Source organism: Ravibacter arvi (genome assembly GCF_039540405.1).
GTDB lineage: Bacteria > Bacteroidota > Bacteroidia > Cytophagales > Spirosomataceae > Ravibacter > Ravibacter arvi.
Window position 1 is genome coordinate 137166 of record NZ_BAABEY010000033.1, and the last position, 23277, is coordinate 160442.

The window sequence follows — 23277 nt, forward strand, 5'->3', positions numbered from 1 at the left end:
TTATGAAAGGGCGGCTAGAATGGCGAAAGCTGAGAAAGAAGAAAACCTCAGACGATATTAAAAGCAGCGAAGGCAGAAGCCAGATTTTATTTAATCAAAGGTAGTCAATACTATTGACGTTTCCTAGTTTCTTTTCGCGATTCAGTACACGAACATCCAATACCGTCCTATGAACACTGGCACGCTATCAGCCATTATAAATAGATCTTTAACGATTCGCTATCCTGGAGCAATCTTAATCTTCTTATCGCTTTCTCCTTAATCTGCCGTACACGCTCCTGGGTTATACTGAGACGTTCAGAGAGAGCTTCTAATGTGAGTGGCTCTTGTCCGTCCAGTCCAAAAAAGTAAACAACTACATCCTTTTCTCTAAAGTTGAGCTTTGAAAGCATTCGCAAAAGTTCTGTTGCCAATGATTGCTGCAGCATCGAAAAATCGGGGGTTTCGCCGCCAGGATCTGGCAATACATCGAGCAGAGTGGTTCCCAAGTCATCCGTGGAGGGGGTGTCCAATGACCTGTGCCACGCGACATACCTTTGGTTCTGCGAAACCATTGCAGATGTAATCCCCGTTATACCTGCCAGTTCCTCGTCGGTAGGATCACACTCGAACTGCTGCTCTAGTACAGATATTGCTTTTTGGATCTTGTTGAGTTCATTCACTTTATTAATAGGCAGTCTCACCATCCGCGAATGGTCGGTGAGGCTTTGAATGATAGACTGCCGGATCCACCAGACGGCGCAGGAAATAAACTTAAACCCCCGCATCTGATCAAATTTTTTCGCCGCCTTTATCAATCCAAGGTTTCCCTCGTTGATAAGATCACCCAACGTCATCCCGCAATTCTGATACTTTTTTGCTACCGGAACAACAAATCTCAGATTGGCCTTAGTCAGCTTCTTAGGCGCAATCTGGTCTCGCTGATGTATGCGCCGGGCGAGACCAGCTTCCCGGTCGGGTGTAACCATTTCCATTTTACCAATTTCCTGCAAGTACTTACCCAGACTCTCGCGGTTGGTGATCTGTTTTGATATTTTGAACTATTTTATTCTCATAGTTTTCCTTAATTACCGTGCCTTAACAATTACACGCGCGGTCAGTAGCTTTGTGCGCTGCATAGATACTCTAAATTAAACCGTATTGTAATTGCGGAGCTATCCCTTGTAAGAGTAAACAGGGGCTGCCGACAGGGTTATATTATCACGGGGGGATGGGTAACCAATGGGTTTTCTGGAGGCTCTTACTTCTCCTTTTCCACCTGTCGTGCGACCAAAGCCAATCTATTGGTAAGTTCCGGATAGCGCGTTCAAGCCTGGCAAAATAACCGCCGGTAATAGCGAGCGGCGGGCTATCGGCAGCATTTTCCGTGATCAGATCGAATTGATACTTATATTTAAAACGTCCTGTCTTGACTGACTCGATTGAAACGACGGCTGCACCAGACTTGACAGCCAGCCGCTCAGCCCCAAGCTGGACATCTGTATCCATGCCGAAAAAAGGGACATGATACTTTCTGCTGTTGGCCGCCGGTCGCTGATCTGCAATAACTACTACCATCGTCGGCGCGTCTTTCTTTCTTAATAATTCAAGCGAGCGGCGGTAAAAAAGGTGCTTGGGGATCAGATTCACTCCGGAACGGGACCTAAGGCGATGCAAAAACTCATCCAGTGATTTGTGTTTTACCGGAGAGTAGCCAGTGGAAACATCATAATTTGTATAGACAGGCAAGTCAATCAGGTATTCCCAGTTTCCGTAGTGGGAAGCAAGCAACACTATATTCTTTCCTTCTGAATGGAGCTGGCGTAACAGACCCATCCCTTCGAAATCCATAAGATTTTTTCTTATGGAGGATGGTGCTATATAAAATAAAAGCGGCTCGATGCATAAATCGCCCACATGGCGGTAATAACCGGCCACCAGTCTGTTTATTTCGCTATCATCCTTTTCAGGAAACGCTTTTTCCATATTGCGCGTAATGATGTTGATGCGGTACCGTATCACATACCTCAGAAGGAAGCAGATCATATTTGAGAAGCTCCCTGCCAAAAAAACCAGGAGCTTTTCCAGCAGGAAGAGGCCTTTAGTCGAGATCAAAAAAGAAGAATTTATTTAGATTTGATTGAGCTGACCGGATTATCCAATCGCTTCATTGAGGGAAGGAAGACCGAATGCTTTCAAGCTTCTAATATGAGATATAAATGCTCTCTTGAAAGATTTGTTTTCCAGGTATTTTAAACCAAAATCTTCCGCAGTCTGTCTCACAATGGCTGAAATCTGCGGGTAGTGGACATGACATACCTTAGGAAAGAGATGATGCTCGATCTGGAAATTAAGCCCGCCCACGCACCAGGTAAGGATTTTGTTCCTGGGTGAGAAATTTACCGTCGTCTCCAGTTGGTGGACAGCCCAGTCATTTTTGAGCTGACCCGTCGAATCGGGCAGCGGATAGGCGGTCCCTTCCACCGAATGCGCCAGTTGAAAGACAACTGTCAAAATAAGCCCAGACGTAAAATGCATGACCAGGAAACCCAATAGAATCTCCCAAAATGGCATATTGAATACCAGAACTGGTAACCCAAAAAATATCCCGAGGTAGAGTAGCTTCACCAGAAGCAGACCTGCCAGCATTTTTCTGTTCTCAGCCGGGCTTTGGCGATTAACACCTGTCTTTATAAATCCGCGGTACTGGAAAAAGTCCTTTAACGTCACCCAGTAAAGAGTGAGTATACTGTAAAAAAAGAAAGCATACAACCATTGCCAGCGATGGAGATGTCCCGGAGTTAAATGAGGCGATAGCTTCACTACACCTCTGTCCCTGATATCTTCATCCAGCCCTGTGATATTGGTATAGGTATGATGGAGCACGTTGTGCTGAAATTTCCAGTTCTTCACACCTGCCCCTGCCAGATAGAGCGTGCAGCCCAGCCATTGGTTAACGCTTGCATTCCGTGCATAGGCGCCATGATTAGCGTCATGCATAATATTCATCCCAATCCCCGACACTGCAAATCCCATGATCAGCCATAGCGGAAATGCAATAGCCAAAGAAGGTTTATAAACCAGGAGAGAAACAAATGGAAAAAAATACGCGGAAAGGAAAACGACTGTTTTCAAGACCATTCTCCGATCACCATGCCGGGAAATCCCGTTCTTCCTAAAATAGGTGTCGACGCGTTTTTTTAACGTCGGATAGAAATGACTTTTTGTTTCCGGGCAGAACCGAACTTTTTCTTGCTGGCACATTTATTTTTGATTTAGATGAATCGAAAAATGAGAGACCAAACAAAAACAAATTAATAGATCGCGGCGTTAAGCATTCTTCAAAAGTAAAACGTAGGGGTGCGGATTTTATTTCAATTATGAAAAAGGATTTAGGAAAACAGGAACGAACTGGAAGTAAAAGACAAAGTACACTTGAAACTGAGGACAACTATTGACGGGCTGCTACCGCAGGTATCGTCCGCCCCTGAACTGAAGGAAAAATTAGCCGCGGCAATCGGATGCTACAGTGATGAAAAACGGGCGTGTCAATCTAAGTATGGACAAACACTATCGCCGGGCGTCCCCGTACAGGGTCCCCTACCGGTTCATCGGCAAGAAAGTCAAATTACTATTCTCCGGTGCCTTGGTCGAGATTTACTACCGCTATGAGCACATAGCCCTTCATAAGCGTGTCAAAAGTCCTTACAATTATCCTACCGATAAGGAGTACCTTGCCAGTACACACCGCTTTTTGACGGAATGGACCCCGGACAAGTTTATCGAATGGGCGTCCTCAATCCACAATGACGTTAGGCTCTATATCCTTAAAATACTGGACCGTAATCAACATCCAGAGCAAGCCTACCACTTCTGCATCGGCATTCTGTCCTTTGCAAAGAAGGCTGGAGAGCAACGACTGATCTGCGCCTGCCACCGTGCTTTAAGTTATGGCATATACAGCTACAAAATCATTCACCGGGCGGCCGAGCGGATGATCCTGGGAAAGAACATGGACCAGTATGAAGACAGCCTGTTTGCCGACGAGCTGCCCATGCCCAGCCACGATAACATTAGGGGAGAAGAATACTATCAGTAACCACTTAAATAATTAACGCAATGAATAATGATACATTGGAAAAGCTGTGCAAGCTTAATCGCTCCGGCGACCCGGTTTTATGGGATGTTCCATGCCTTTAAAACCAACCTGAAAAGCGGCAAAATCGAAGATTATACAGCTGATGAGCTGCTTGGCCATCTGGTAGATGCAGAACGGTCCGCCGCGCGGTGGGATGACCGCAATAACCGCCGTGTAGAGCGGCAAACCTATCAAGCCCGCTTCCGTTATAAAGCTGTTGTTGAAAACATCCATTACCATGCCGATCGCAGCATTGACCGTAACCAGATCATGCGCCTGTCGGACCGCCGATGCGGCTGATTGCTCTTTTATAACCCGCAACGAGAACCTGTTGATTATCGGCAGCACCGGAATCGGCAAAAGCTATGTGGCAATGGCCATCAGGCTTGTATCCAGGGTTACCGTGTACTTTACGCGAGTACTCCCAAACTGTTCGCCCGCTTGAAAATGGCCAAGTCCGACCGCTCTTATATCAAGGAAATTACTAAGATCGAGCGGCAGCACCTATTGGTGCTTGATGACTTCGGTATCCAACGCTTCGACGCTCAAAGCAGGGCCACCCTGATGGAGATCATCGAAGATCGTCACGGAAAAGTATCGCTAATTATTACATCTCAGCTACCCATCAGCAAGTGGCACGAAGTGATCGGCGAAAAAACCATTGCAGATGCCATCCTGGATCGTATTGTCCACGACGCACATCGGATCGAGCTGAAGGGCCGCCGCCGCGCGGGGAATCGATGAGAAGAAAGCGAAAGGTGGAGCCCGAAAATAGTTACCAATAATACGGCCTTTATTAACTAAAAATAGGCTGGACAGCCTTAAATCTTCGATTTTTTAGATTGTTAAAAACGTTTTGGACGGCAGTGGGCGTTGACGGCTGCCACCAGGTCATTGATAGCCAGATTAGTGGTTTTCTGTTCCTGCGTGAATTCTTCCAGTACCAATCCCAGTGTTTCTATTTCTATCTGTTCGTTTTTTTCTGTCGCGCTCATAACAATGGGTCTTTATCTGCTTATTTGTTTATACCTTCTTTTACGCTTTTTCTTAGCCTCCCGAATAAGTTCAGGAGGGATATAGGCCGCCTCGTATTCCGGTTTTAACAAATCGTATAATATACCGGAAAGGGGCTTTTCGGTCATTTCGGGCGATTCCTGAGCAACCTTTTTATAGTCGCGCAGCCTCCTTTCAGTATAGAAGGCGGATGAATTGCTATTATCTCTCTGTCCTTGCTGCCTGGCTTTGTTTATTTCCAGTTGCTGGTTAATGCTTATGATCCTGTTGATCTTCGCCAGCGAAAAACCGACTTCACTGCCCTTGATCTTCACTTTCTTATCGTCAATGAAGGAAATCCCCCTGCCTTTGATTACCTTATAGCCCAATGTCTGCATCTGCTTTTCAAAGGTGGAATAATGGCGTGCTTTCTCTAATGTTTGGCGGATATCTTCCCTTAACTTCTCCTTGCGCCGGTCGTGACGTGGTAATAACCTATCCTTCGGTGACAGGAAAGCACGGGGGCTTAATACTTCTTGCAGGTTATATTGTTTCTCCAAACTCCGGCAGAGGCTGGCCATGCGTTTATAACTGTTGCTATCGCTGGCAACCTTGCCGTTAAATCCTACACGGTTGGCAGCAATATGGATATGCTGCTCTTTGGTGTCCTTATGCAATACGCAGATGTACTGGTGATCTGCCACGCCAAATTCCTTGGCGCAGGCCCTGCCCATTTCGATGAGCTGCTCTTTGGTCAGCATTTCGCCCGGAGCCAGCCGCAGGGATAAGTGCAGTACCGGCTTTTCAACCCTCCTGCTTAGTTTCTGAACGTCCTTAACTGCCGGGTCTACTCATGCTTGTTACCAAAGCACTTATTGTATTCCAGGACCTCGTCGCGTTCTCTGTGCTGCAAGCGGTCCTGCATTGAAAGCTCCTGTTTCTGCTGCTCGGACAGTTCCTTTTTATCTTCCAGGCAGTAGCTGATACAGTGATAAAAGAAGCGCCGATTGATACATGGCCTATCATTGTAAATAGCTTTTAATCTCTACTGCGATCTCTTTCAACCGTCCTGATTGTACCTTAAGTTCTGCGCGCTCCGACGGGCTTAGCTCATCTGTTCCATTCCGCTTTTTAGCGATCTGGTTGAGGTTGGCGCCCATGTGGTTGAGTCTAGCGGTAAAGTTTAGTACCTCTTTTGGTAACGCCTTATTCCGGCTGTCGATTTTCCCGGTCAGTCCGGTCTCCCGTAGGTATTCCGAAATGGAAAGGTTAACGCTTTTGGCTCTGGCCTCAATTATTTTGCGCTCATAGAGCGTACATTTAACTGCCATAAGTTGATCTCTTTTGATGGCTTTCTTAGGTCTGCCACCTTTGTTTTTTGTCATTACATTCTGCTCCTCTATCATTTTTCTCCTCTTTATTTTTTGAATGCGATAGCATGAAAAAAATCCCCACTGAATGCGCTAGCATGAGGTGGGCCGGCGTTTTGGTTTTACCAAAACATAGCTGGCTACCCCGAAGACATTAAAAAGCCCTCCTGATCCTTAGACCTTGTTTTTTGTCGGGCAGCTTGCTTACAAGCCAGTCGTTTAAGTCTTTATGATTTCCATACAGGAGGCTCTGATCTTTGTACAGATCCGGGTTCCATTGTAAGGCTTCCTGAATGTGGTTCATGCCTGCCTTGTCCCTGTCCAGATACAGGTTTACCTCCTGGTACCTTTCCATCAGGCTTCGGGACTTTACAAAGAAGGACAGGGAGTTGAGCACCAGAAAATTTGTACGAAGTTCTCCGACTTTATGGTTCATGGTCAGCCAAGACAAGAAGTTGAAAAAGCCCTCAAAGACCGTTAACGACTTGGCACCGTTATCTATATAAGTGATGCTCTTGGGTGAACTGCTGCCTTTGAAATTCTGACTTCTTAGCTCGTATCCTCCGGCATTGTTCAGAAAGCCGATAACCGTTTGCTTGTTACCATACAAAAGAAAGTCAACCTCCCGGCAGAAGTGGGTGGCGATGTGTGTGGGGATGCTCCGTCTGTTCAGATAATCCAGTAGTGATTTATCTGCCAGCACCCGGCTGTCCACAATGACAATTTTGTTCCCAGGATTTTCTTTCTTTTCACCAGCATCTGAAAGGAGAGCGGCGGTATGCAAACGGCCTGCCGGAGAAGGTTGCGGGTGAAAAGAAAAAGATGGGATATCCGCGCCGGACAAACTTTGCAACAATTCGGCCACCGTACATTTAAAATACCGTATACCGAAATCGACCAGGTTGCCGCCCTCGCCTGTTGCATGGTCAAACCATACGTTCAATTTGCGGTTGACCTTAAAGGATGGCGTCTTTTCCGTCCTCAATGGCGACAGGTACCAATGGTCCGGATTTTTTACTTTTCGGGGCTGATGCCCCAACGAAGCAAGAAAATCGACCAGATCAATTTGCTTTGCCCTTTCGCATGTTAACTTTTCCATATCCTTATTTCATGATGGTTAGGCAATAGAAAAGCGGATGCAAGCGCGAGGTTATTAAACCGCCAGGCTCGCGAGCCGCTTTAAATCCATTAAGAATAAGTTCGAAATTTGTACAGGCAGGGCGACTTGAGAGGACAAAACGGAATTATTTCTGGTTTGTCCTTTTTTATTTTGGTGTAAGTTACTGTCTATCATGTAGATATGTTGAACAGCTTCGTTTGCCCTGCCAGTTCGAAGTGTACTATCAGGAAAAAGGAAAACCTAAGCAGATACTCCGCAAGGGAGATGCGGTAAAATGCCCACCTGATGTTCCTCATTGGCATGGAGCCAGTGCCGATACTGCCTTTGTCCAGGTAGCTGTCACAGGCAGAGAAAAAGGTCCTACTGTCTGGTTGGATGAAGTGACCGATGAGGAATATTCTAATTAAAGTTGGGCATGCCTTTCGGATGAATAGGGGAGGGTTTAAAATAAAATGTGTCAGGTTGCTGTTTTTTGCGCCTATCAAAGAGCAAAAGGGCATAATGGCGTGGTTATTACAGATGTTTTTCAAAGAATGCTTCCAGCCGGTCAAAAGGAATCACATCCACTTTGTCGTATAAATCCACATGTACTGCGGCCGGGATGATCACCAGTTCCTTCGGCTCGGATGCGGCATTGTAGGCGTCCTCACTGAAATAACGCGAATGTGCTTTCTCTCCAGCGACGAGCAGAAGTGGCCTGGGAGAAATCTCTTTGATGTACGTCAGGATCGGCATGTTCATAAATGATAAGGGATTGGTTACCGTCCACGAACCGTTTGAGTTTATGGAACGCGGATGAAATCCCCGTTTGGTTTTATAGTAGTCGAAGTAATCCTTTACAAATTGCGGCTCATTGCCTTCTATCTGATCCGGTAACCCTTTGGGAGCCAAAGCGGGTACTCCGTTTGCAGCGTCTTCCCAGCGTTGCCTGCCCAATTGTTCCAATTGCGCGGTACGTTGCCCGGGAGTGGTGGCATCGAAATAACCTTTTGACATCACCCGGGTCATATCATACATACTGGTGGTTGCTACGGCTTTCACCCGTTTGTCTATTGCGGCCGCGTTGAGCGCAAAACCCGCCCAGCCGCAAATCCCGATGATACCGATTTTATCCCGGTCAATGTTTTTCTGTAGACCGAGAAAATCTACTGCGGCACTGAAGTCTTCGGTATTCACATCGGGAGAGGCCACTTGCCGTGGTTCACCGCCACTTTCTCCTGTATACGAGGGGTCAAAAGCCAATGCTGCAAATCCACGTGCTGCCATCTGGTTGGCATACAGTCCGGAAGATTGCTCTTTTACTGCTCCGAATGGCCCGCTGACGGCAATCGCAGCCAGGGGCTGATTGCCCTGGCTTTTGGGAAGATACAAGTCTCCTTTAAGCGTAATGCCATAACGGTTTTTAAAAGTTACTTTTTGACGGATAACGTTATCGTTCAATTGAAACGTATAGCGTTCTGCCTGCTCTGTGTTGTTCATGTCTATTGCTTTTTTAGCCAGGAGTTTCGTTTGTGAGTAAGCCTGCAAGGCCAGCATAAGGGAAAAAACGGTCAGAATTGATATTGTTTTCATTTGCTTTGAGGTTAATTAGTAGTGTTATTTGCTTTCGTGTATGCCGTCTCCGTTACCGGCGGCAGCAAGGTTACCTGTAGGTCTCCTTTAAAGCTGGTGATAGCAATATGGACCATTTTGCCGGATGCGGTCGCACCGTGCCAGTTTTCCAGGTTTTCGCGAATGTGATCGTCATTAGGCCGGTAATAACGGCTGTCGATGCCGGTTTCAAAAAGGTACGCATTATGAATATGACGTTACGGTTCCAATTCCATCTTTACAGTGACCGCTCCTTTTACGGCGAAAGCCTCAATACCGCTTGTAATCCTTCCCAGGGAAATCAAACCGGCGGAGTAGCCAAAATCCTTGTAAAACAGAGCGATATTTCCCCAGGGAGCATATAGTGTAAGGTCACCCGCCGAGGGATTAAAGCCTGCCGGTGCGCCTTGCGAGGAGAGCTTACGTGCCGGGTAAAATATTTTTTCTGTACCTGCATAATCGTCCATTTTCACAGTAAGCGGGAGCAGCGTTACAAAATCCCGGCTGGTCGGGTTATCGTATAAGATGGCAGTAGCAGTCTTTCCGCCAACGGATATTTTTAGTTTCATGTTCGCTTTTTGGGGATGGTTATCTTCCTCCTGCGGATCGGGCAGGTCTTTATTCATACTGCAGCCATAGACCGGTGCGAAACCGAGCGCTATAACGAGCACATATAGGAGCTGTCTCATATTACCTGATGGTTTTAATAATTTTTGCCGGAATGCCTCCTACGATCACGTTATCGGGAACGTCCTTTGAAACGATCGCCCCTGCCGCTACAATGGCATTCCGGCCTACCGTGACCCCGGGAAGTATAGTAGCGCCGGCGCCGATCCAGGCATTGCTTTTGATATGTATGGACCTGGGCACCAGCGAGTGTCTTTCTTCGGGCGAAATCGGGTGGCCTTCCGATAGGAGGCTGACATTGGGGGCTATCAACACATTATCTTCTATGGTGATACCGCCCAAATCAAGGAACGTACAGCCGAAATTGATAAATACATTTTTCCCGATCCGGGTGTGTTTGCCGTAGTTGATGTATAAGGGTGTAAAGACAGCCACACTTTCGTCGATTTCAGCGCCGGTGATTTGGCTGAGCAAATCCCTGATCGCTTCCGGGTCGGAGGCATTGTTCATCGCTACAAGCAGCTTCCTGGTTTCATCGGAAGCGGCTCTCATTTTGTAGGCTTCAGGATCGCCTGCCTGGATGGTTTCGCCGTTTCGCAGGCGTTCGAATAGGTTTGGGGAGCTTGTCATGGGTGTCTGTTTTAATTCTGATCCGGAAGCAAATGCAAATTTCGGGCGTATGGTCTTGAGGCGGTTTATACAGGACACAGTTCTTTTTACCACTTTTACGGATTGGGGATCCGACCTGTCGCTTGCACGGCCCGGACTGCTACCTTTGTAAGGTGAAATCACCGGCTTATGGAACAGTTTGATAGAATAGATACCGTTAGACAGTATAACGATTATGCCGGGGTCGATACGCTGCACCCCCTCGTAAGCGTGGTCAGGTTCAGCGAGTTGCCACTGGTTCGGAATTTTAGGCGGTATATGGGGATTTATGCCGTTTTCCTGAAAGACAACAAGTGCGGAGACATCCTATACGGCGGACAATCCTACGATTACGAAGACGGGACGCTTGTTTTCGTATCTCCCGGGCAAGTGTACGGCATCGACAACCATAGCGTGAGCACCAGCCCTTCGGGTTACGGCCTGCTCTTTCACCCGGATTTGATCCATGGTACGCACCTGGGCCGGACAATTAAGGATTATTCGTTTTTTTCCTATGAGGTGAACGAAGCATTACATCTGTCTAAAAAAGAGCGTAAGACGATTGTGGATTGCCTTGAGAAAATAGCCTCGGAAATTGAGCAGAATATCGACCAGCACAGCAAGACACTGATTGTTTCCAATGTAGAATTGCTGCTGAACTACTGCACCCGGTTTTACGACCGGCAGTTTTTTACCCGGAGCCATGCCAACAAGGATCTGTTGGTACGGTTCGAGAACCTGCTGGCCGATTATTTCAGAACGGACAAGGCTGTCAGGTTAGGCCTGCCGACGGTCGCCTGGTGCGCTGAGGAGCTCAATCTTTCCCCTAACTATTTCGGTGACCTCATCAAAAAAGAAACGGGCAGCACGGCGCTGGACCATATACAATCCCGGCTGATCGACGAAGCTAAAACTAAAATGTTCGATACTTCCAAGACGATCAATGATGTGGCGACGGAGCTGGGCTTTAAATACCAGCAGCATTTCACCCGGTTGTTTAAACAAAAAACGGGTGTAACGCCTAATGAATACAGAAACCTAAACTGAAGGGAAGAAGGAACGGGTATCAGCAGATTTGTTTTCGGGACATGCAAAAGGTGCCTTTTTTGCTCTCCGGAGAGGGTTATTCAGCATGCATCGCCGGTGCTATACTGATAATGGACTTATCATAGCAATGGTGTCGTCTCTGTTTTTCAGGCAATATGTATTCAGTAGTTGTTCGAAGTTTGTCTCGTTGTTGTTGGCCGCTCCTTTGAGCCGGACTTCAAGCCTATCCAGCTTATCTGCATATTCGGATTTCATTTCCCTGTAGTCCTCCGGCTAGATTTGCCGGGAGGAAAGCAGCTCCCGGATGTAGGGAATTTTCGCTTTTAGGAGCCGTTGTTTCATTCGCTGAAAACCCAGGAAAACCCGATCCAACAATTTTTGGGTGTATTGGGAGGGGCATCCAAGTAAAGGTTAAATGGCAGATCTAAATTGATGCCAAAAACTTTATCACTTTTAATCTTTAATCACTATGAAACGTAAATTAGGCCTGCTCCCCGCAGTGGGAATCATTTTCGCCCTGTCACTTAGTGCCTTTACCAGCGGCGCCTTCCAATCAGAAGACCCCGCGTTGGCTACATATACCTGGGTCAGGTTATCTGACAACATGACCACTACAGGTACACAGAGTAGCGCTCAAACGACGCTTGGCTGTCCGAAACTCACAGGAACTCCGTGCGCAGAAGCTTACGAGGAAGGGCATCCAAATGAAGAAAATCACAGAGTTCCTACTCAGGATATTTTCAAAGACTAGTTAGTATTCACTATCTGGAAGGGAGCCACCTAAAAGGCTCCCTTCGTAAAACGTTATTTGTTCCTGATTACGGGCATATTGCCCAGCCACTGCTGCAAGGATATTTTAAGGCCTAACCTTTTTGGCTAAGCCGACGGTTGTTCTGTATCAATATTACTCTGGTCGTTTTCCGTGGTAAAATTATTTGATAGATCGAGGAAATACTTTGTCAGTAGGTAGTAATTATCCCTCGGTAGTATATTTTACAAATGGCGCTCCTCGCGATGGTATTGAAACTAATATTAATAAAATTATCTAGACATTAGAACCTTAGCAATGGGAATGTTCATTATTCAGGTTGCGCTTAAAAAGTAAGAAAAATATAATTCGGAAAAACGCGACTCTTTTTTGAATGTTTTTAGATGAATTTTTTATTACCGTACCGGTTAATAAAAAATGTTATTACATAATTTCATATAATATTAATTTTGTTTACTATTACTTCTGAGTTTAAAAAAAAAGTTTCACACATTAAACCTATTTTTTATGAAAACTCGCTATCTGATTTATTTCGCCATGGCATTATTTGTGACCTCCTGCAAGGAGAGCCAAACGCCCGATTTAGTTCATGAAACATCCGGTTCTACCAACCAATCAAAAGAGAAAGTGCCACCGGGTGCGATGTCACAACAAGAGTATGAAAAAATGATTGCAAAGAAACTGAAGGGCGCAAGGACGGCGGCCTACACTGAGCACGGACCATTTACTACACCAACTACTACCGAAACTGAAATACCGGGACCAGATGGTCGTTGGAATGTTTGGAAAGAAGTATTTCTCGGTATGCCCGGTTGGGCTGACGGCATCTACTTTTGTCGTTACTACGAACATGCTGTAATGATCACACTACCTCCGGGAGCGTCTATACTTCCGTCCTCAATTACAGCGGCTAATTACGGTTACGTTGGCTCTGCGCCGCCAAATCCCTTAACGCCCAGCGCAACCTCCCTTTACAGCTACACTTATTATCCTGCAACCAATCAGTACAAACTCGTAGTTCATACATTGTTGGCAAAATGGAATACGTTGGGACAAGATATTAATCCAGGTAATTGGAGACACCCAGCTATGTTTACCAATACAACATTTACTTATAAATACTTCACACTGTAGTGTTCCGTTGATACTTAGATAAAGAAAAGGGGAGCAGATTTTGCTCCCCTTTTCTTTATCTAAGTTTATACCCTACTGATAGCGAGATCCCTAGGTTGTTATTGGTTAATTTTAACCCCTCGCTCTTAGCGGCATCAGATAGACTCATCAGATAAAAACCAATGATGCCAATCTTTATCTGATTAAAATCATAAGAAATTCCCAGCTCTCCCTTCCCCCCGATATAGGACTTAAATTCGTAGAAGCTTTTGTATATTCGATGTTCGAATGCACCGTTTCCCGTAAGTATATTCAGATAGGGACCAACGCCTATAAAAGCCGTCAAGCCGTCGAAATTTTTATACCCCCTAACCGTGGTGTTTAGATGCACATACCCCCGTGAATCTTTGATATGTGTCGTGTCTCCTCCAAAATTTGAATTGTTTTCTTGACCTCCGACCCTCATATACCCGGCTTGAGATGATAAATAAAACCACTTCCTCTCTAGGTAGTCGACACCAGCCGTAAATGAATACGAATTAATCTTGTCATATAGTATTGGTAGATTCTTTTTATTGTCAAAGGAACTCGACAAAAGACCGGCGTCAATTTTGATGGTTTGAGCAAAGGACGCGTTTTGCACAAAAAAAAGAACAACTGAAAAATAGATGAATTTAAGCATAGGAGAATTTTGTAGTTGGTGACCTTTGGATAACGAATGGACAACGGCAATATTATGTGAGTTTATCGAAGGAGCTTTGTCTGTTTAACTGCTCTCTTTACTTAACTTCTCCCACGCTGCACAATCCTCTCCGTCAAGAAGCTCCCAGGCGAAATTAAACATCCCAATATCTCCTCGTTCTAAACCAGGTAGTTTAAAAGGGAGCATACCTTTAACCTCATCACAGCCTATTCGGAATACGCTCCGAAGGGCTATGAATTCAGTGTAGTCGACTACCTGCTGAAACCCATACACTTCGAGAGATTTTTAAGCGCCTTGCAAAAAGCGATGGGCCGGCTAAGTACCGCCACCGTACCCATCCCGGTTGCAGGGCTCGACAGGCGCCTCCCAACAATGATTTCCTGATTGTCAAAACGGAAACCCGGGTAAGATCGTTTGCATTTCCCTGCCGGAGATTGACTATGTCGTGGGCTGGTTGTGCGGCCATACTCGCTTTTGATCTTTTCATATTCCGTTTGTGTGAGCCGTAAGTATAGCCACCGTTGACGCTTGTCTGTCTCTTTCATACCACTTCCTTTGCTTGGGACTAACAGCTTATTCCAGACCACTCCATCGCCTGGGCAACGCATCTAAAATAGACGGCTGATTATTTTTAAACAATACATGGTCGAATTCCTAACAGGTAAGCTCATAGCAGATCGTTATTGAAATGCGGTTCTATTTATTATCTTTAATGTCAATTTTATTAGACAAAATAATTGGCATTTTTGTGTGATGTATAAAGACCGCTTGTTTGAGCTGATCAGAAAGGGGGAAGTGGCTCTGTGGGTTGGAGCGGGTTTTTCTCTCTATGCAGGGTATCCGTCTGGGAAACAGTTAGCGAAGCTTCTATACGATGATTTGACCATTTCAGAAAGGGAGGATGTGAATATCGCGCTACCGTTACCCGGCTTGGCTGAAGAGTACCGACGGATAAGGGGTGGTAAGAACAATGCCTTGATAGCTTTGTTAAACAAGCATTTTTCGAAGGCTCCGTTATCTACCGAATATCATACCAAACTTTCGCAGATCCCACATATTAAGAGTATTATCACAACCAATTACGATACCCTGTTTGAAAAGGCATACGGAGAAAATGGCCAGGTACTATATGCCTCTAATCAAATTCCTTATATAGATTCAGGAAAAGCACAAATATTCAAGGTGCATGGTACGTTGTCTCATCCGGAGAGTATTATTATTTCCACGAGCGACTATAATCGGTTCTTTAGGGTAGATTCCGAGCGAAGCGTGTATTGGACCGTCATCAAAGAGAGGCTGGCAACAAAAAGCATCCTCTTTTTGGGGTATGGACTAGAAGATCCTAACATAGATATTATCTTAGGAAAAATGGAGGATGAACTTGGCCCAAACCGAAAGGAGTCTTTTCTTTTATCGCCCGATCTACCCGCACCTAAAATTAACGAATTGGCCCGAAGAGGAATCAGCTATATAAATTTAAAGGGTGAAGCGTTTGTGGATGAGTTGTTTAGTAATATAAAAGATAATATCTATTCAGATTTTGATACTGGAAAAATAGACGCATCGACACATAGTAAGTTTGTTGCAAATTTTGGACATCTACCCAACTATGCTGTAAAAAATGAAAAGTTAAAAATTACCAGTATAGGACATAAAAACACTTCTTACGAAGCCAAATTAAAATTCTCATTTTTACAAGATGACGCCCTCAACGGGTCGCTGCCGGATCTTTTGGCCGGGAAAATGTTTGAACTGGAGATTCCGGAGGGAAGGATGCAAGCTCCGATATTAGAGATGGACGGCATCACTATAAGTCGCTCTATGACTTCTCTTACACTTCAGCTCGCTCCAGTAATCTCTACAACAATTGATATAAGATTCGATGATGGGTTTGAATATTTTGGCATCCCTTTTAAGGCGTATAAAATGGATGATGCCGCAGAGTTGAGATTATATCCGATCGGTGCGACAATTCAAATAAAATTACCTTTTAAGAGCAAAAGTGATGAGGGGATTAATTTTTCACTCTCTTACACGCACGACCAATCTGTCAAAAGAATCAAAGATGAAATTGAATTATTTGAACTATTAGATCGTCTCACCAAAGGGAATAGGTTCTACGCATTTGAAAAAGGTAAACAAGTTTATTCGGCCAGCTTAGATGCTATTTTAGAAAAACAATCTCCTTTTGAGTGGTATCTGGAATATTTTAAACTTCTTAGGAAAATTGAGATTTGCTATAAATTAACGTTCCAAGGTGTATCGATAGAAGAAGTTACTGAGCAAACTATGCAGATAGCTAGAAGAGCGGTTGCATCTCATGAAGGTGTCGAAATGGAGTTTGATATCCCGGGTGCGTATTGGCGGCTTCCATATGAACTTCGGTCCGAAGAAGATAAAGTTGAGCTTCAGAGTTTTCTTGGTAACATATCCAATATAGTTATGGGTAGTAAAGAATATATTTCCGTAGATTTGCATGGTCACACGCTAAGTATAGGCTTTGAAATACAGCGCTTAATGAATCCTATAATTGTTAGTGAAGTAAATTTTGACATACCTGTTATGTCCGAGATAGTAGTAAAAAGTGCAAATGAAAAATTACTAATCCGATATAGTAAAGAACATTTATTTGGAAATACCGAAACGTAATTGGCAGGCATTGATACAAATAGGAAATCTTGTTTCTATTGAGAGCACTAATCTTCAATATTGTCGGCAATAATGGCACTTGCCCAATGGCTTTTATAAAACTCAAATAACCATATTGAATCAGCACTTTCTTCTACTTTCAAAACACCGTATTTGAACTCGCCATTTGCAATTGAAAATATTTGTATCTCCTCATGTATTTCCCAATCGGGTTCCTTGTTGAACCATTGTGCCTTCACTCTATAGCTGTCAGGAACTCTCGCAGAATAGTGATAGTAGAATAAGCCTCTCGCAATGCGTTCTATTACTCTGTCGTGTAAATCGGAATCCCATTTTATTTTCAAGAATTCACGAGAATTCAGCACAACCCTCTCTGCTTTGCTAACAATTTCGTTTGTGTACCTTCTTTTTCGTCTTAGCGTAGAAGCGGCTGCGTTTTTAAAGAATGCTTCCGCAATGCCTCCAAATCTCGCAACATGCATTCCCAAGTATCCTTTAAATAGCTCATCATCCTCCGAAAAACTGTTGTTGCATAGTCTACATGCGGGTACGGTTATAAGATCATTAGCCCTTGGTTTGTTGAAGAAACATTTTGGGGGTATGTGATCTCTGGTTTCAGATGGTCGAATGCCGCAATAGCAGCAATCGGTAATCTGATTTTGTTTATCATAGCTCATAGTTACCTTAGCTCTTATTTGGGCTGAAAGTTAGCGTTTTTTCAACTCTTTCCCGCTGCACGAGTTTCGAGTGCGTACCGGCGGGAGGGCTCCGCAGGACAAGATTGCTGTTGTATCACAGGCGGAGCGTGATACAACAGTACATCTTGCCAAACACGGCCGGGGCCGGTGTTTGCCGATTTCCATTAAGCCGGTCTCCCAAGACTCTATCAAGACTTTTGCCTGAAGTATTCCCGAAAAGTACCGTTATGACGTGCGGTTCAAATCTTTTGTTGGAGGAGATTGCCAGTGGTTTTAATAGCTAGCGATCCGTTGTGACCCGAGTTCCCTGTCGAAAACCCAAATGATACCGTTTGCAATACGCCGCTCCGGTTTGTCTGGTTCAATCAATGTCCTTTTCACGTTAAACTGAATCTATTCTTTCACGTGTCGCTTGATCCGCAGCTACGGGTAGCTTGGCGCCCAGATCATCTTGGTTTGGTCATCATTATTTCATAGCCACAGCGAAATTTTTCCGTCTCCTTAAATTTTGTTTCTTTTGCAAGAAAAAATTGACTAATTATTATTGCGTAATTCCGACGCATGAAGGACTCAACATGGCAACAGGTACAGGCTGGTGATAACGAAGCATTTCAACGCCTACACAACGAGCATGTCCGGCATCTTCTCAACTATGGTCTGAGACTTTGTGGCTCAATATCGACTGTAGAAGACTGTGTCCAGGATGTTTTTACTGAGCTTTGGATATACCGGAGTAGTATTACCCAGCCGACTTCGATGCGGTTTTACTTGTTGAAGGCAGTAAGAAATAAGCTGAAAGCCCAATATCGGCGTGAACAGCTGTTTGTCTCCGGATGGGATGATAACAGTGATACACTTGTTCAACCTGATTTCAACGTTGAATCATCCTCAGAGCAAAAATTGATTCAACTTGAAATTGATTTGCAGCGCAGGGACCAGATTAAGGCAGCGATGAACTTACTATCGCCGCGGCAGCGCGAAATTATCTACCTACGCTATTTCAATGAGTTGACCTATGACCAAATTTGTGCGCTAATGGGCATTACCTATCAAACCGCTCGTTCGCAAGTATATAGTGGCTTAAAAATACTGCGTAGTGAACTAAAAGACAGCCCGTTGCTCATGCTTCTGTCCTTTTTGTTCTTTTTTTAAGTTTTTTTTTAAAATTCATACTACAAAATTGACTTCCGGCTTCACTGTATAGTTGAGACCCAGATGGTATGAAACCGTACAGCGACTACATCTCCTACGACGCAGAGGCTTTTCTTGCAGATCCGTCATTTCGTGCCTGGATAGCCGGTCCGACACCTGAAATGAAAGCATATTGGCAGGGTTTGTTGAAATGCTATCCGCATTTGCGTCATCCTTTCGGTCAAGCCCAATTGCTTGCACAAGGGATGGAATCCACCTGGATCTCGTTTTCACAAACGTATGTAGACGAGCTATTTCGGAAAACGCTGACCACCTTGCCGGCTGAGCAGGCCGATTCTCCCGTTGCCGGCCGATCGACGAGGTTGCGGTTTAGGTGGGCATATGCTGCTGCTGTGTTATTTCCTCTCGTGAGTGGCTTGCTGGTATACGACTATTTTTTCCGGGAGAAGTTGATTCAAACCGGCAATGCAGAGGTCAGGACGCTGACGCTTTATGACGGGTCGGAAATTAAGCTCAATGCAAATAGCCAATTGCGGTTGCCATCCCGGTTTAAATGGCGATCAACCCGGGAGGTTTGGTTTACTGGTGAAGGTTCTTTTTTCGTTCAAAAGCAACTTGAAGACGATACCGGCAAAAAACGGAAGTTTACGGTTCATACCGAACGCGCCGAAGTGGCTGTACTCGGAACCCGTTTCACGGTTTACAACCGATCGCAACGGACCCGTATACTTCTCGAAGAAGGACGGATCGCCTTGACCGATCCTGTAGCCGGGAAGATGTTTTTGATGAAGCCGGGCCAGGTCGCTTCTTATAAGAAAGGAGATGGGACTTATCGGATGGAGAAAGCCGACGCAGAGCAACAGCGCCCTTTGACGGCCTGGCGTTCTCACCTTCTTGTGTTCGAAAATGCCCCGATGACTGAACTAAAGCAGCGGTTTCAGGAGGTTTACGGCATAGAACTGGTAATGGAAGGGGAGGAATTCAAAGAACAGTACTTTACAGGCGAATTGCCCCTCAATGATACGCAGAAAGCACTGATCATCCTTTCTGAAGCCTTTGGCCTCGAAGCAGTTCCTTATCAAGATCGAATCTACTTCCTGTCGAACCCGTAGTACGAGCAGAGTCAACACCGTTTTTCTGTGAATTAATCCCGAAGCTTAGGCTTTGCTGAGAACATGCGTGTCAATTTTTTGGAAACCCAATCAAAAAAATCAAAATGTCTAGACATCTTTACTCATTGTGCCTATATCTGATGTTGCTGGCTGTCACAGTGATTCCGGCTTCGGCTCAGGCGTTTGCGTCAGTGCAGCTGCAATCCAAGCCTTCAGAGTCAGTTGCCGACCCCAATCAAGTGAGCCTGAAGGTATTGCTTGACGAGCTGGAATCAAATTTTGCCGTCCGGTTCAACTACCGGGCCGCCGTGGTTCGGTCGGCCAGGGTTTCCGCACGCCCACTGGCATACTTTAATGGGGGAATGATAGATCAGCTAAATCGACTGCTGTCGCCTTTGGGATTACTTTGTGTGGAAATCGACGCCCGGACATTTGTAATCCGGGAAAAGCGCTCCCAGCGAAGGCAGCCATCCGCCGTGGAGGGTGCCACCCGGGTAGACAGTGCCGGTGTTGAGCGATTGGTCGTCCCTCCGGCTGCAGAGTTGAAAATTCCTCATTTGGGGCCTGTGCCGGACAGATTCGTTACCGGGAGGGTGACCGATGCGGTATCTGGGGAGGGTTTGCCCGGCGTGAGCATTCGACTCAAGGGAACGCAAAGAGGAATGAATACAGATGCAGAGGGGAAATTTTCGATCAATGTCCCGGATGAGCATGCGGTATTGTCGTTTTCATTTGTAGGCTATGTGTCGCAGGAAATAGTGGTTGGAGAGGGATCTGTATTGAAAATCTTATTGGAAGTAGATCAGAAATCACTGGAGGAAGTGGTGGTCGTGGGTTACGGTACGCAGCGAAAAGCCAATCTGACGGGAGCTGTTTCCAGTGTGGACTTTGAAAATGAAGCGCTGTCTTCACGTGCTGTTACAAATGTCTCGACCATGTTGGCGGGTATGTCTTCCGGTATACGAGTACAGCAGCAGAACGGACTTCCCGGCGACAACAACAACTCATCCCTCAACGTACGGGGAGTCGGCTCCCTTAACAGTAGTTCGGCTCCCCTGGTCGTAATTGACGGGCAGGTTGCTGATATCAACTCGGTAAGTCCGAATGACGTGGCTTCCGTGACAATTCTAAAAGATGCCGCTTCAGCAGCCATTTATGGTTCGAGGGCTTCCAATGGCGTGATACTGATAACAACCAAAGCCGGAAAAGATACACAGGGAAAGGTTACGTTTAACTACAATAATTTTATCGGATGGAAGACTCCGGCACAGGTTGCGAACTTGGTGCACAGTTCGCCTGATTATATGGAGCTCGTCAATATGATGATGCGAAATTCGGGAATGGCGGACCGGTACTCGCAGGAGTACATCGAGGAATGGCGTGAAGGATCCAGGACCGATCCGATCTATTACCCCAATACGAACTGGCTTACTGCGATGATCAAAAGAAATAAGGTGACTAACCATAATTTTTCGGCCCGTGGAGGAAATGAAAGAATCGGTTTTTACACTTCTGTAGACTATTTCAAGGATGATGGGCTGGTTCCAAACACCGGTTTCCGCCGTGTTAATTTCAGGAATAACCTTACCTATAACGTAAACAAATGGCTTAAATTCGGTAACAATCTTACATTGATATCGACCAAGGCTGATCCAGGTAGCGTAAGCGACGGATTTCAGTGGATGAGGGCCACTACACCTGCTGTAGTGCCGAAGCATCCCGACGGCCGGTATGGCTCAGGGCAGCTCTCTGACGGGGAGGGCGGAGCTAACAACACGCTGATGAACCTGGAAGTACAACGGGGTGAAAACAAAGGAACTCAGCTTCAAGGAAAGGTCTTTGCCGTGATTACACCGCTTGAAGGCCTGTCAGTTACCGGAAGCTATTTCTCTGATTTTAAGCTCACAGACATCTGGGAAGGTCAGATTTATGCAGACCAGTGGAACTTCCAAACCAACAAGATCGGGATTAATCGCACAAACGGCTCTCGTTTCCAACTCACTAACCGGTTACCTAGAAACCACAGGCAGATCTACGATTTATATGCCGACTACACTAAAGCGTTGGGAGACCATTCTATACAAGCCCTGGTAGGATTTAACCAGGAATACTACCTGACAAAAGGGCTCGTGGCATCTCGGAATGATCTGCTTAGTTATGATACCCCCGTACTAGATGCCGCCGCCGCCGATCCGCAGGCTACCGGTGGCGCCAATGATTTTAGTCTGCGCTCTTTTTTCGGACGGCTCGCCTACCAATATAAAGGAAAGTACCTGCTGGAAACCAACATGCGCTACGATGGATCTTCGCGCTTCGCTCCTGACAAGCGCTGGGGGCTGTTCCCTTCATTTTCGGCGGGGTGGGTAGTTTCGGCGGAAGATTTCTGGGAGCCGCTCAGTGGAACGGTCAATGACTTGAAATTGCGTGTATCCTGGGGGAAATTAGGGAACAATGGGATTGGTAATTACGAATGGCAGGAGTTTTATCAGGCGAATAACTATAATTTTGGTGGCAACGTTGTTCAGGGATTGTCCTATAACGTATTCGGCAATTCGGCCATTACCTGGGAGTCGACAAACGTCCTCAATATCGGTGCAGATATTCGCCTCTTCAATACGCTAAACCTGGATCTGAACTACTATGATAAATTCACGAATAATATCCTGGCTAACCTTCCCATACCACTTGTCAACGGAGGAATAGGGGCACCGCGGGTAAACGCCGCAGAAGTTCGAAACAGGGGCTTGGAAGCAGAGCTAAAATACCTCGTAAACGTAGGCAAAGTGGCGCTGAGCTTTGCGGCGAATATCGGTTATAATAAAAACAGAATCGTCAAATACAAAGGGGGGGTGATCGAAGCCCGCGGGACCAGCCAGGCTTGGGCAGAGGGGCAGCCTATCGGGGTTTACTGGCTCAGAGAAGTAGATCAGATTATTCAGGATAAGTCAGTAGTAGAGGCGCTCGTCAGTCAGGGCGTGACTTTCAACCCTTCGGTACCTGGAGTAGGTGATTTCCTCTACAAAAATACCAACGGCGATAATGCCATCAACGACAACGATCGTGTGCTAAAAGGAAACCCGATTCCGCTATACACTTACGGTGGTAAGGCTGGCGCTGCTTTTGCCGGATTTGATTTCAATATTTTCTTCGACGGGGTGGGTAAATGGGATCGTTACCTCCAGGGATCACTTTATTCGCTCAACCATCAGGTAGGATATCAATGGCCCCAGGAGTATTTGAATGCGTGGACAGAAAGCAGTCCAAGTACCACTATCCCCAAAATCTATTTCAGTAATCCCAAAAATGACCAGGTTTCAGATTATTTTTTGCGAAGTGCGGCTTATCTGAAAATACGCTCCATTCAGTTAGGATATGAATTGCCGTCGAACCTGACCAGGCTTGCTCGCATCGGTAAGCTCCGTGTATTTACCAATATGGAGAACTATTTCACTTTTACGGGCTGGCCAACCATGGACCCGGAAGTGACCACCGAGGATGGGAGCGATCAGACTTATCCGTTAAGCAAAACTTTCTCAGTGGGGGTTAGTCTCAGTTTTTAAACTTAATAC

Annotated in this window: 22 protein-coding genes and 1 pseudogene; 11 read left to right on the plus strand and 12 right to left on the minus strand. The window is 45.7% G+C overall.

What is annotated here, in order from left to right:
- Positions 1-194 precede the first annotated feature (194 nt).
- The 3 genes from ABD852_RS19215 to ABD852_RS19225 all read right to left on the minus strand — a co-directional run bounded on the left by ABD852_RS19215 (position 195) and on the right by ABD852_RS19225 (position 3045).
- The gene (locus ABD852_RS19215; RefSeq protein WP_345031996.1) at positions 195-1034 is read right to left on the minus strand and encodes a sigma-70 family RNA polymerase sigma factor; all 840 of its coding nucleotides are present in this window, start codon (positions 1032-1034) and stop codon (positions 195-197) included.
- A 166-nt stretch (positions 1035-1200) separates the two neighbouring features.
- The gene (locus tag ABD852_RS19220; protein WP_345031872.1) at positions 1201-2094 is read right to left on the minus strand and encodes a lysophospholipid acyltransferase family protein; all 894 of its coding nucleotides are present in this window, start codon (positions 2092-2094) and stop codon (positions 1201-1203) included.
- A 39-nt stretch (positions 2095-2133) separates the two neighbouring features.
- Positions 2134-3045 carry a fatty acid desaturase family protein gene (locus ABD852_RS19225; protein ID WP_345031874.1) on the minus strand — a complete coding sequence of 304 codons (912 nt, stop codon included), beginning with the start codon at positions 3043-3045 and terminating at the stop codon, positions 2134-2136.
- 493 nt (positions 3046-3538) lie between these two features.
- On the opposite strand from ABD852_RS19225, the gene ABD852_RS19230 reads away from it, so the two are divergent.
- Genes ABD852_RS19230 through ABD852_RS19245 form a run of 4 tightly spaced genes read left to right on the plus strand, consistent with a single transcriptional unit; the run spans position 3539 to position 4861 of the window.
- On the plus strand, positions 3539-4078 hold the full coding sequence (locus ABD852_RS19230) for a hypothetical protein (RefSeq protein ID WP_345031875.1): 540 nt from the start codon (positions 3539-3541) through the stop codon (positions 4076-4078).
- Positions 4079-4105: 27 nt separating this feature from the next.
- The gene (locus ABD852_RS19235; protein ID WP_345031877.1) at positions 4106-4417 is read left to right on the plus strand and encodes an ATP-binding protein; all 312 of its coding nucleotides are present in this window, start codon (positions 4106-4108) and stop codon (positions 4415-4417) included.
- The gene (locus tag ABD852_RS19240; RefSeq protein ID WP_345031879.1) at positions 4356-4562 is read left to right on the plus strand and encodes an ATP-binding protein; all 207 of its coding nucleotides are present in this window, start codon (positions 4356-4358) and stop codon (positions 4560-4562) included. Before ABD852_RS19235 ends, ABD852_RS19240 begins: the two co-directional genes overlap by 62 nt.
- Entirely contained in the window at positions 4547-4861 is a 315-nt protein-coding gene (locus ABD852_RS19245) for an ATP-binding protein (RefSeq protein ID WP_345031997.1), read from the plus strand. The genes ABD852_RS19240 and ABD852_RS19245 overlap by 16 nt, the downstream gene beginning before the upstream one ends.
- 101 nt (positions 4862-4962) lie before the next feature.
- Here ABD852_RS19245 and ABD852_RS19250 read toward each other — a convergent pair whose 3' ends face one another.
- The 7 genes and pseudogenes from ABD852_RS19250 to ABD852_RS19280 all read right to left on the minus strand — a co-directional run bounded on the left by ABD852_RS19250 (position 4963) and on the right by ABD852_RS19280 (position 10447).
- Complete coding sequence (locus ABD852_RS19250) at positions 4963-5112, minus strand: hypothetical protein (RefSeq protein WP_345031881.1); 150 nt, start codon at positions 5110-5112, stop codon at positions 4963-4965.
- 12 nt (positions 5113-5124) lie between these two features.
- Positions 5125-5937, minus strand: a pseudogene (locus tag ABD852_RS19255) (relaxase/mobilization nuclease domain-containing protein); the annotation flags it as partial.
- Between the two features lie 195 nt (positions 5938-6132).
- Positions 6133-6516, minus strand: coding sequence for a plasmid mobilization protein (locus ABD852_RS19260; RefSeq protein ID WP_425568825.1), 384 nt, complete (start codon positions 6514-6516; stop codon positions 6133-6135).
- A gap of 118 nt (positions 6517-6634) precedes the next feature.
- The gene (locus tag ABD852_RS19265; protein WP_345031883.1) at positions 6635-7579 is read right to left on the minus strand and encodes a toprim domain-containing protein; all 945 of its coding nucleotides are present in this window, start codon (positions 7577-7579) and stop codon (positions 6635-6637) included.
- Between the two features lie 534 nt (positions 7580-8113).
- On the minus strand, positions 8114-9172 hold the full coding sequence (locus ABD852_RS19270) for an alpha/beta hydrolase (protein WP_345031884.1): 1059 nt from the start codon (positions 9170-9172) through the stop codon (positions 8114-8116).
- A gap of 236 nt (positions 9173-9408) precedes the next feature.
- Positions 9409-9879, minus strand: coding sequence for a cyclophilin-like fold protein (locus ABD852_RS19275; RefSeq protein ID WP_345031886.1), 471 nt, complete (start codon positions 9877-9879; stop codon positions 9409-9411).
- Position 9880: 1 nt separating this feature from the next.
- A complete protein-coding gene (locus ABD852_RS19280; protein ID WP_345031888.1) occupies positions 9881-10447 on the minus strand; it encodes a sugar O-acetyltransferase in 567 nt (188 codons plus the stop codon).
- 168 nt (positions 10448-10615) lie between these two features.
- Between ABD852_RS19280 and ABD852_RS19285 the strand changes: the two genes are divergently transcribed.
- The 3 genes from ABD852_RS19285 to ABD852_RS19295 all read left to right on the plus strand — a co-directional run bounded on the left by ABD852_RS19285 (position 10616) and on the right by ABD852_RS19295 (position 13415).
- Positions 10616-11512 carry a helix-turn-helix domain-containing protein gene (locus ABD852_RS19285; protein WP_345031890.1) on the plus strand — a complete coding sequence of 299 codons (897 nt, stop codon included), beginning with the start codon at positions 10616-10618 and terminating at the stop codon, positions 11510-11512.
- A 469-nt stretch (positions 11513-11981) separates the two neighbouring features.
- A complete protein-coding gene (locus ABD852_RS19290) occupies positions 11982-12263 on the plus strand; it encodes a hypothetical protein (RefSeq protein ID WP_345031893.1) in 282 nt (93 codons plus the stop codon).
- 525 nt (positions 12264-12788) lie between these two features.
- Positions 12789-13415: a hypothetical protein gene (locus ABD852_RS19295; RefSeq protein WP_345031894.1), complete on the plus strand. Its 627-nt coding sequence runs from the start codon at positions 12789-12791 to the stop codon at positions 13413-13415.
- 55 nt (positions 13416-13470) lie between these two features.
- On the opposite strand, the gene ABD852_RS19300 is transcribed toward ABD852_RS19295, so the two are convergent.
- Positions 13471-14076, minus strand: coding sequence for a hypothetical protein (locus ABD852_RS19300; RefSeq protein ID WP_345031896.1), 606 nt, complete (start codon positions 14074-14076; stop codon positions 13471-13473).
- Positions 14077-14850: 774 nt separating this feature from the next.
- Between ABD852_RS19300 and ABD852_RS19305 the strand changes: the two genes are divergently transcribed.
- Positions 14851-16746: an SIR2 family NAD-dependent protein deacylase gene (locus ABD852_RS19305; RefSeq protein ID WP_345031898.1), complete on the plus strand. Its 1896-nt coding sequence runs from the start codon at positions 14851-14853 to the stop codon at positions 16744-16746.
- 47 nt (positions 16747-16793) lie between these two features.
- On the opposite strand, the gene ABD852_RS19310 is transcribed toward ABD852_RS19305, so the two are convergent.
- Positions 16794-17423 carry a hypothetical protein gene (locus ABD852_RS19310; RefSeq protein WP_345031900.1) on the minus strand — a complete coding sequence of 210 codons (630 nt, stop codon included), beginning with the start codon at positions 17421-17423 and terminating at the stop codon, positions 16794-16796.
- A 582-nt stretch (positions 17424-18005) separates the two neighbouring features.
- Between ABD852_RS19310 and ABD852_RS19315 the strand changes: the two genes are divergently transcribed.
- The 3 genes from ABD852_RS19315 (at position 18006) to ABD852_RS19325 (ending at position 23268) form a co-directional block, all read left to right on the plus strand.
- Positions 18006-18596 (plus strand): RNA polymerase sigma factor, encoded by a 591-nt coding sequence (locus tag ABD852_RS19315; RefSeq protein WP_345031902.1) that lies wholly within the window; start codon positions 18006-18008, stop codon positions 18594-18596.
- A 68-nt stretch (positions 18597-18664) separates the two neighbouring features.
- The gene (locus ABD852_RS19320; protein WP_345031904.1) at positions 18665-19708 is read left to right on the plus strand and encodes a FecR family protein; all 1044 of its coding nucleotides are present in this window, start codon (positions 18665-18667) and stop codon (positions 19706-19708) included.
- Between the two features lie 104 nt (positions 19709-19812).
- Positions 19813-23268, plus strand: a complete 3456-nt coding sequence (locus tag ABD852_RS19325; RefSeq protein ID WP_345031906.1) for a SusC/RagA family TonB-linked outer membrane protein — start codon at positions 19813-19815, stop codon at positions 23266-23268.
- Positions 23269-23277: the final 9 nt, after the last annotated feature.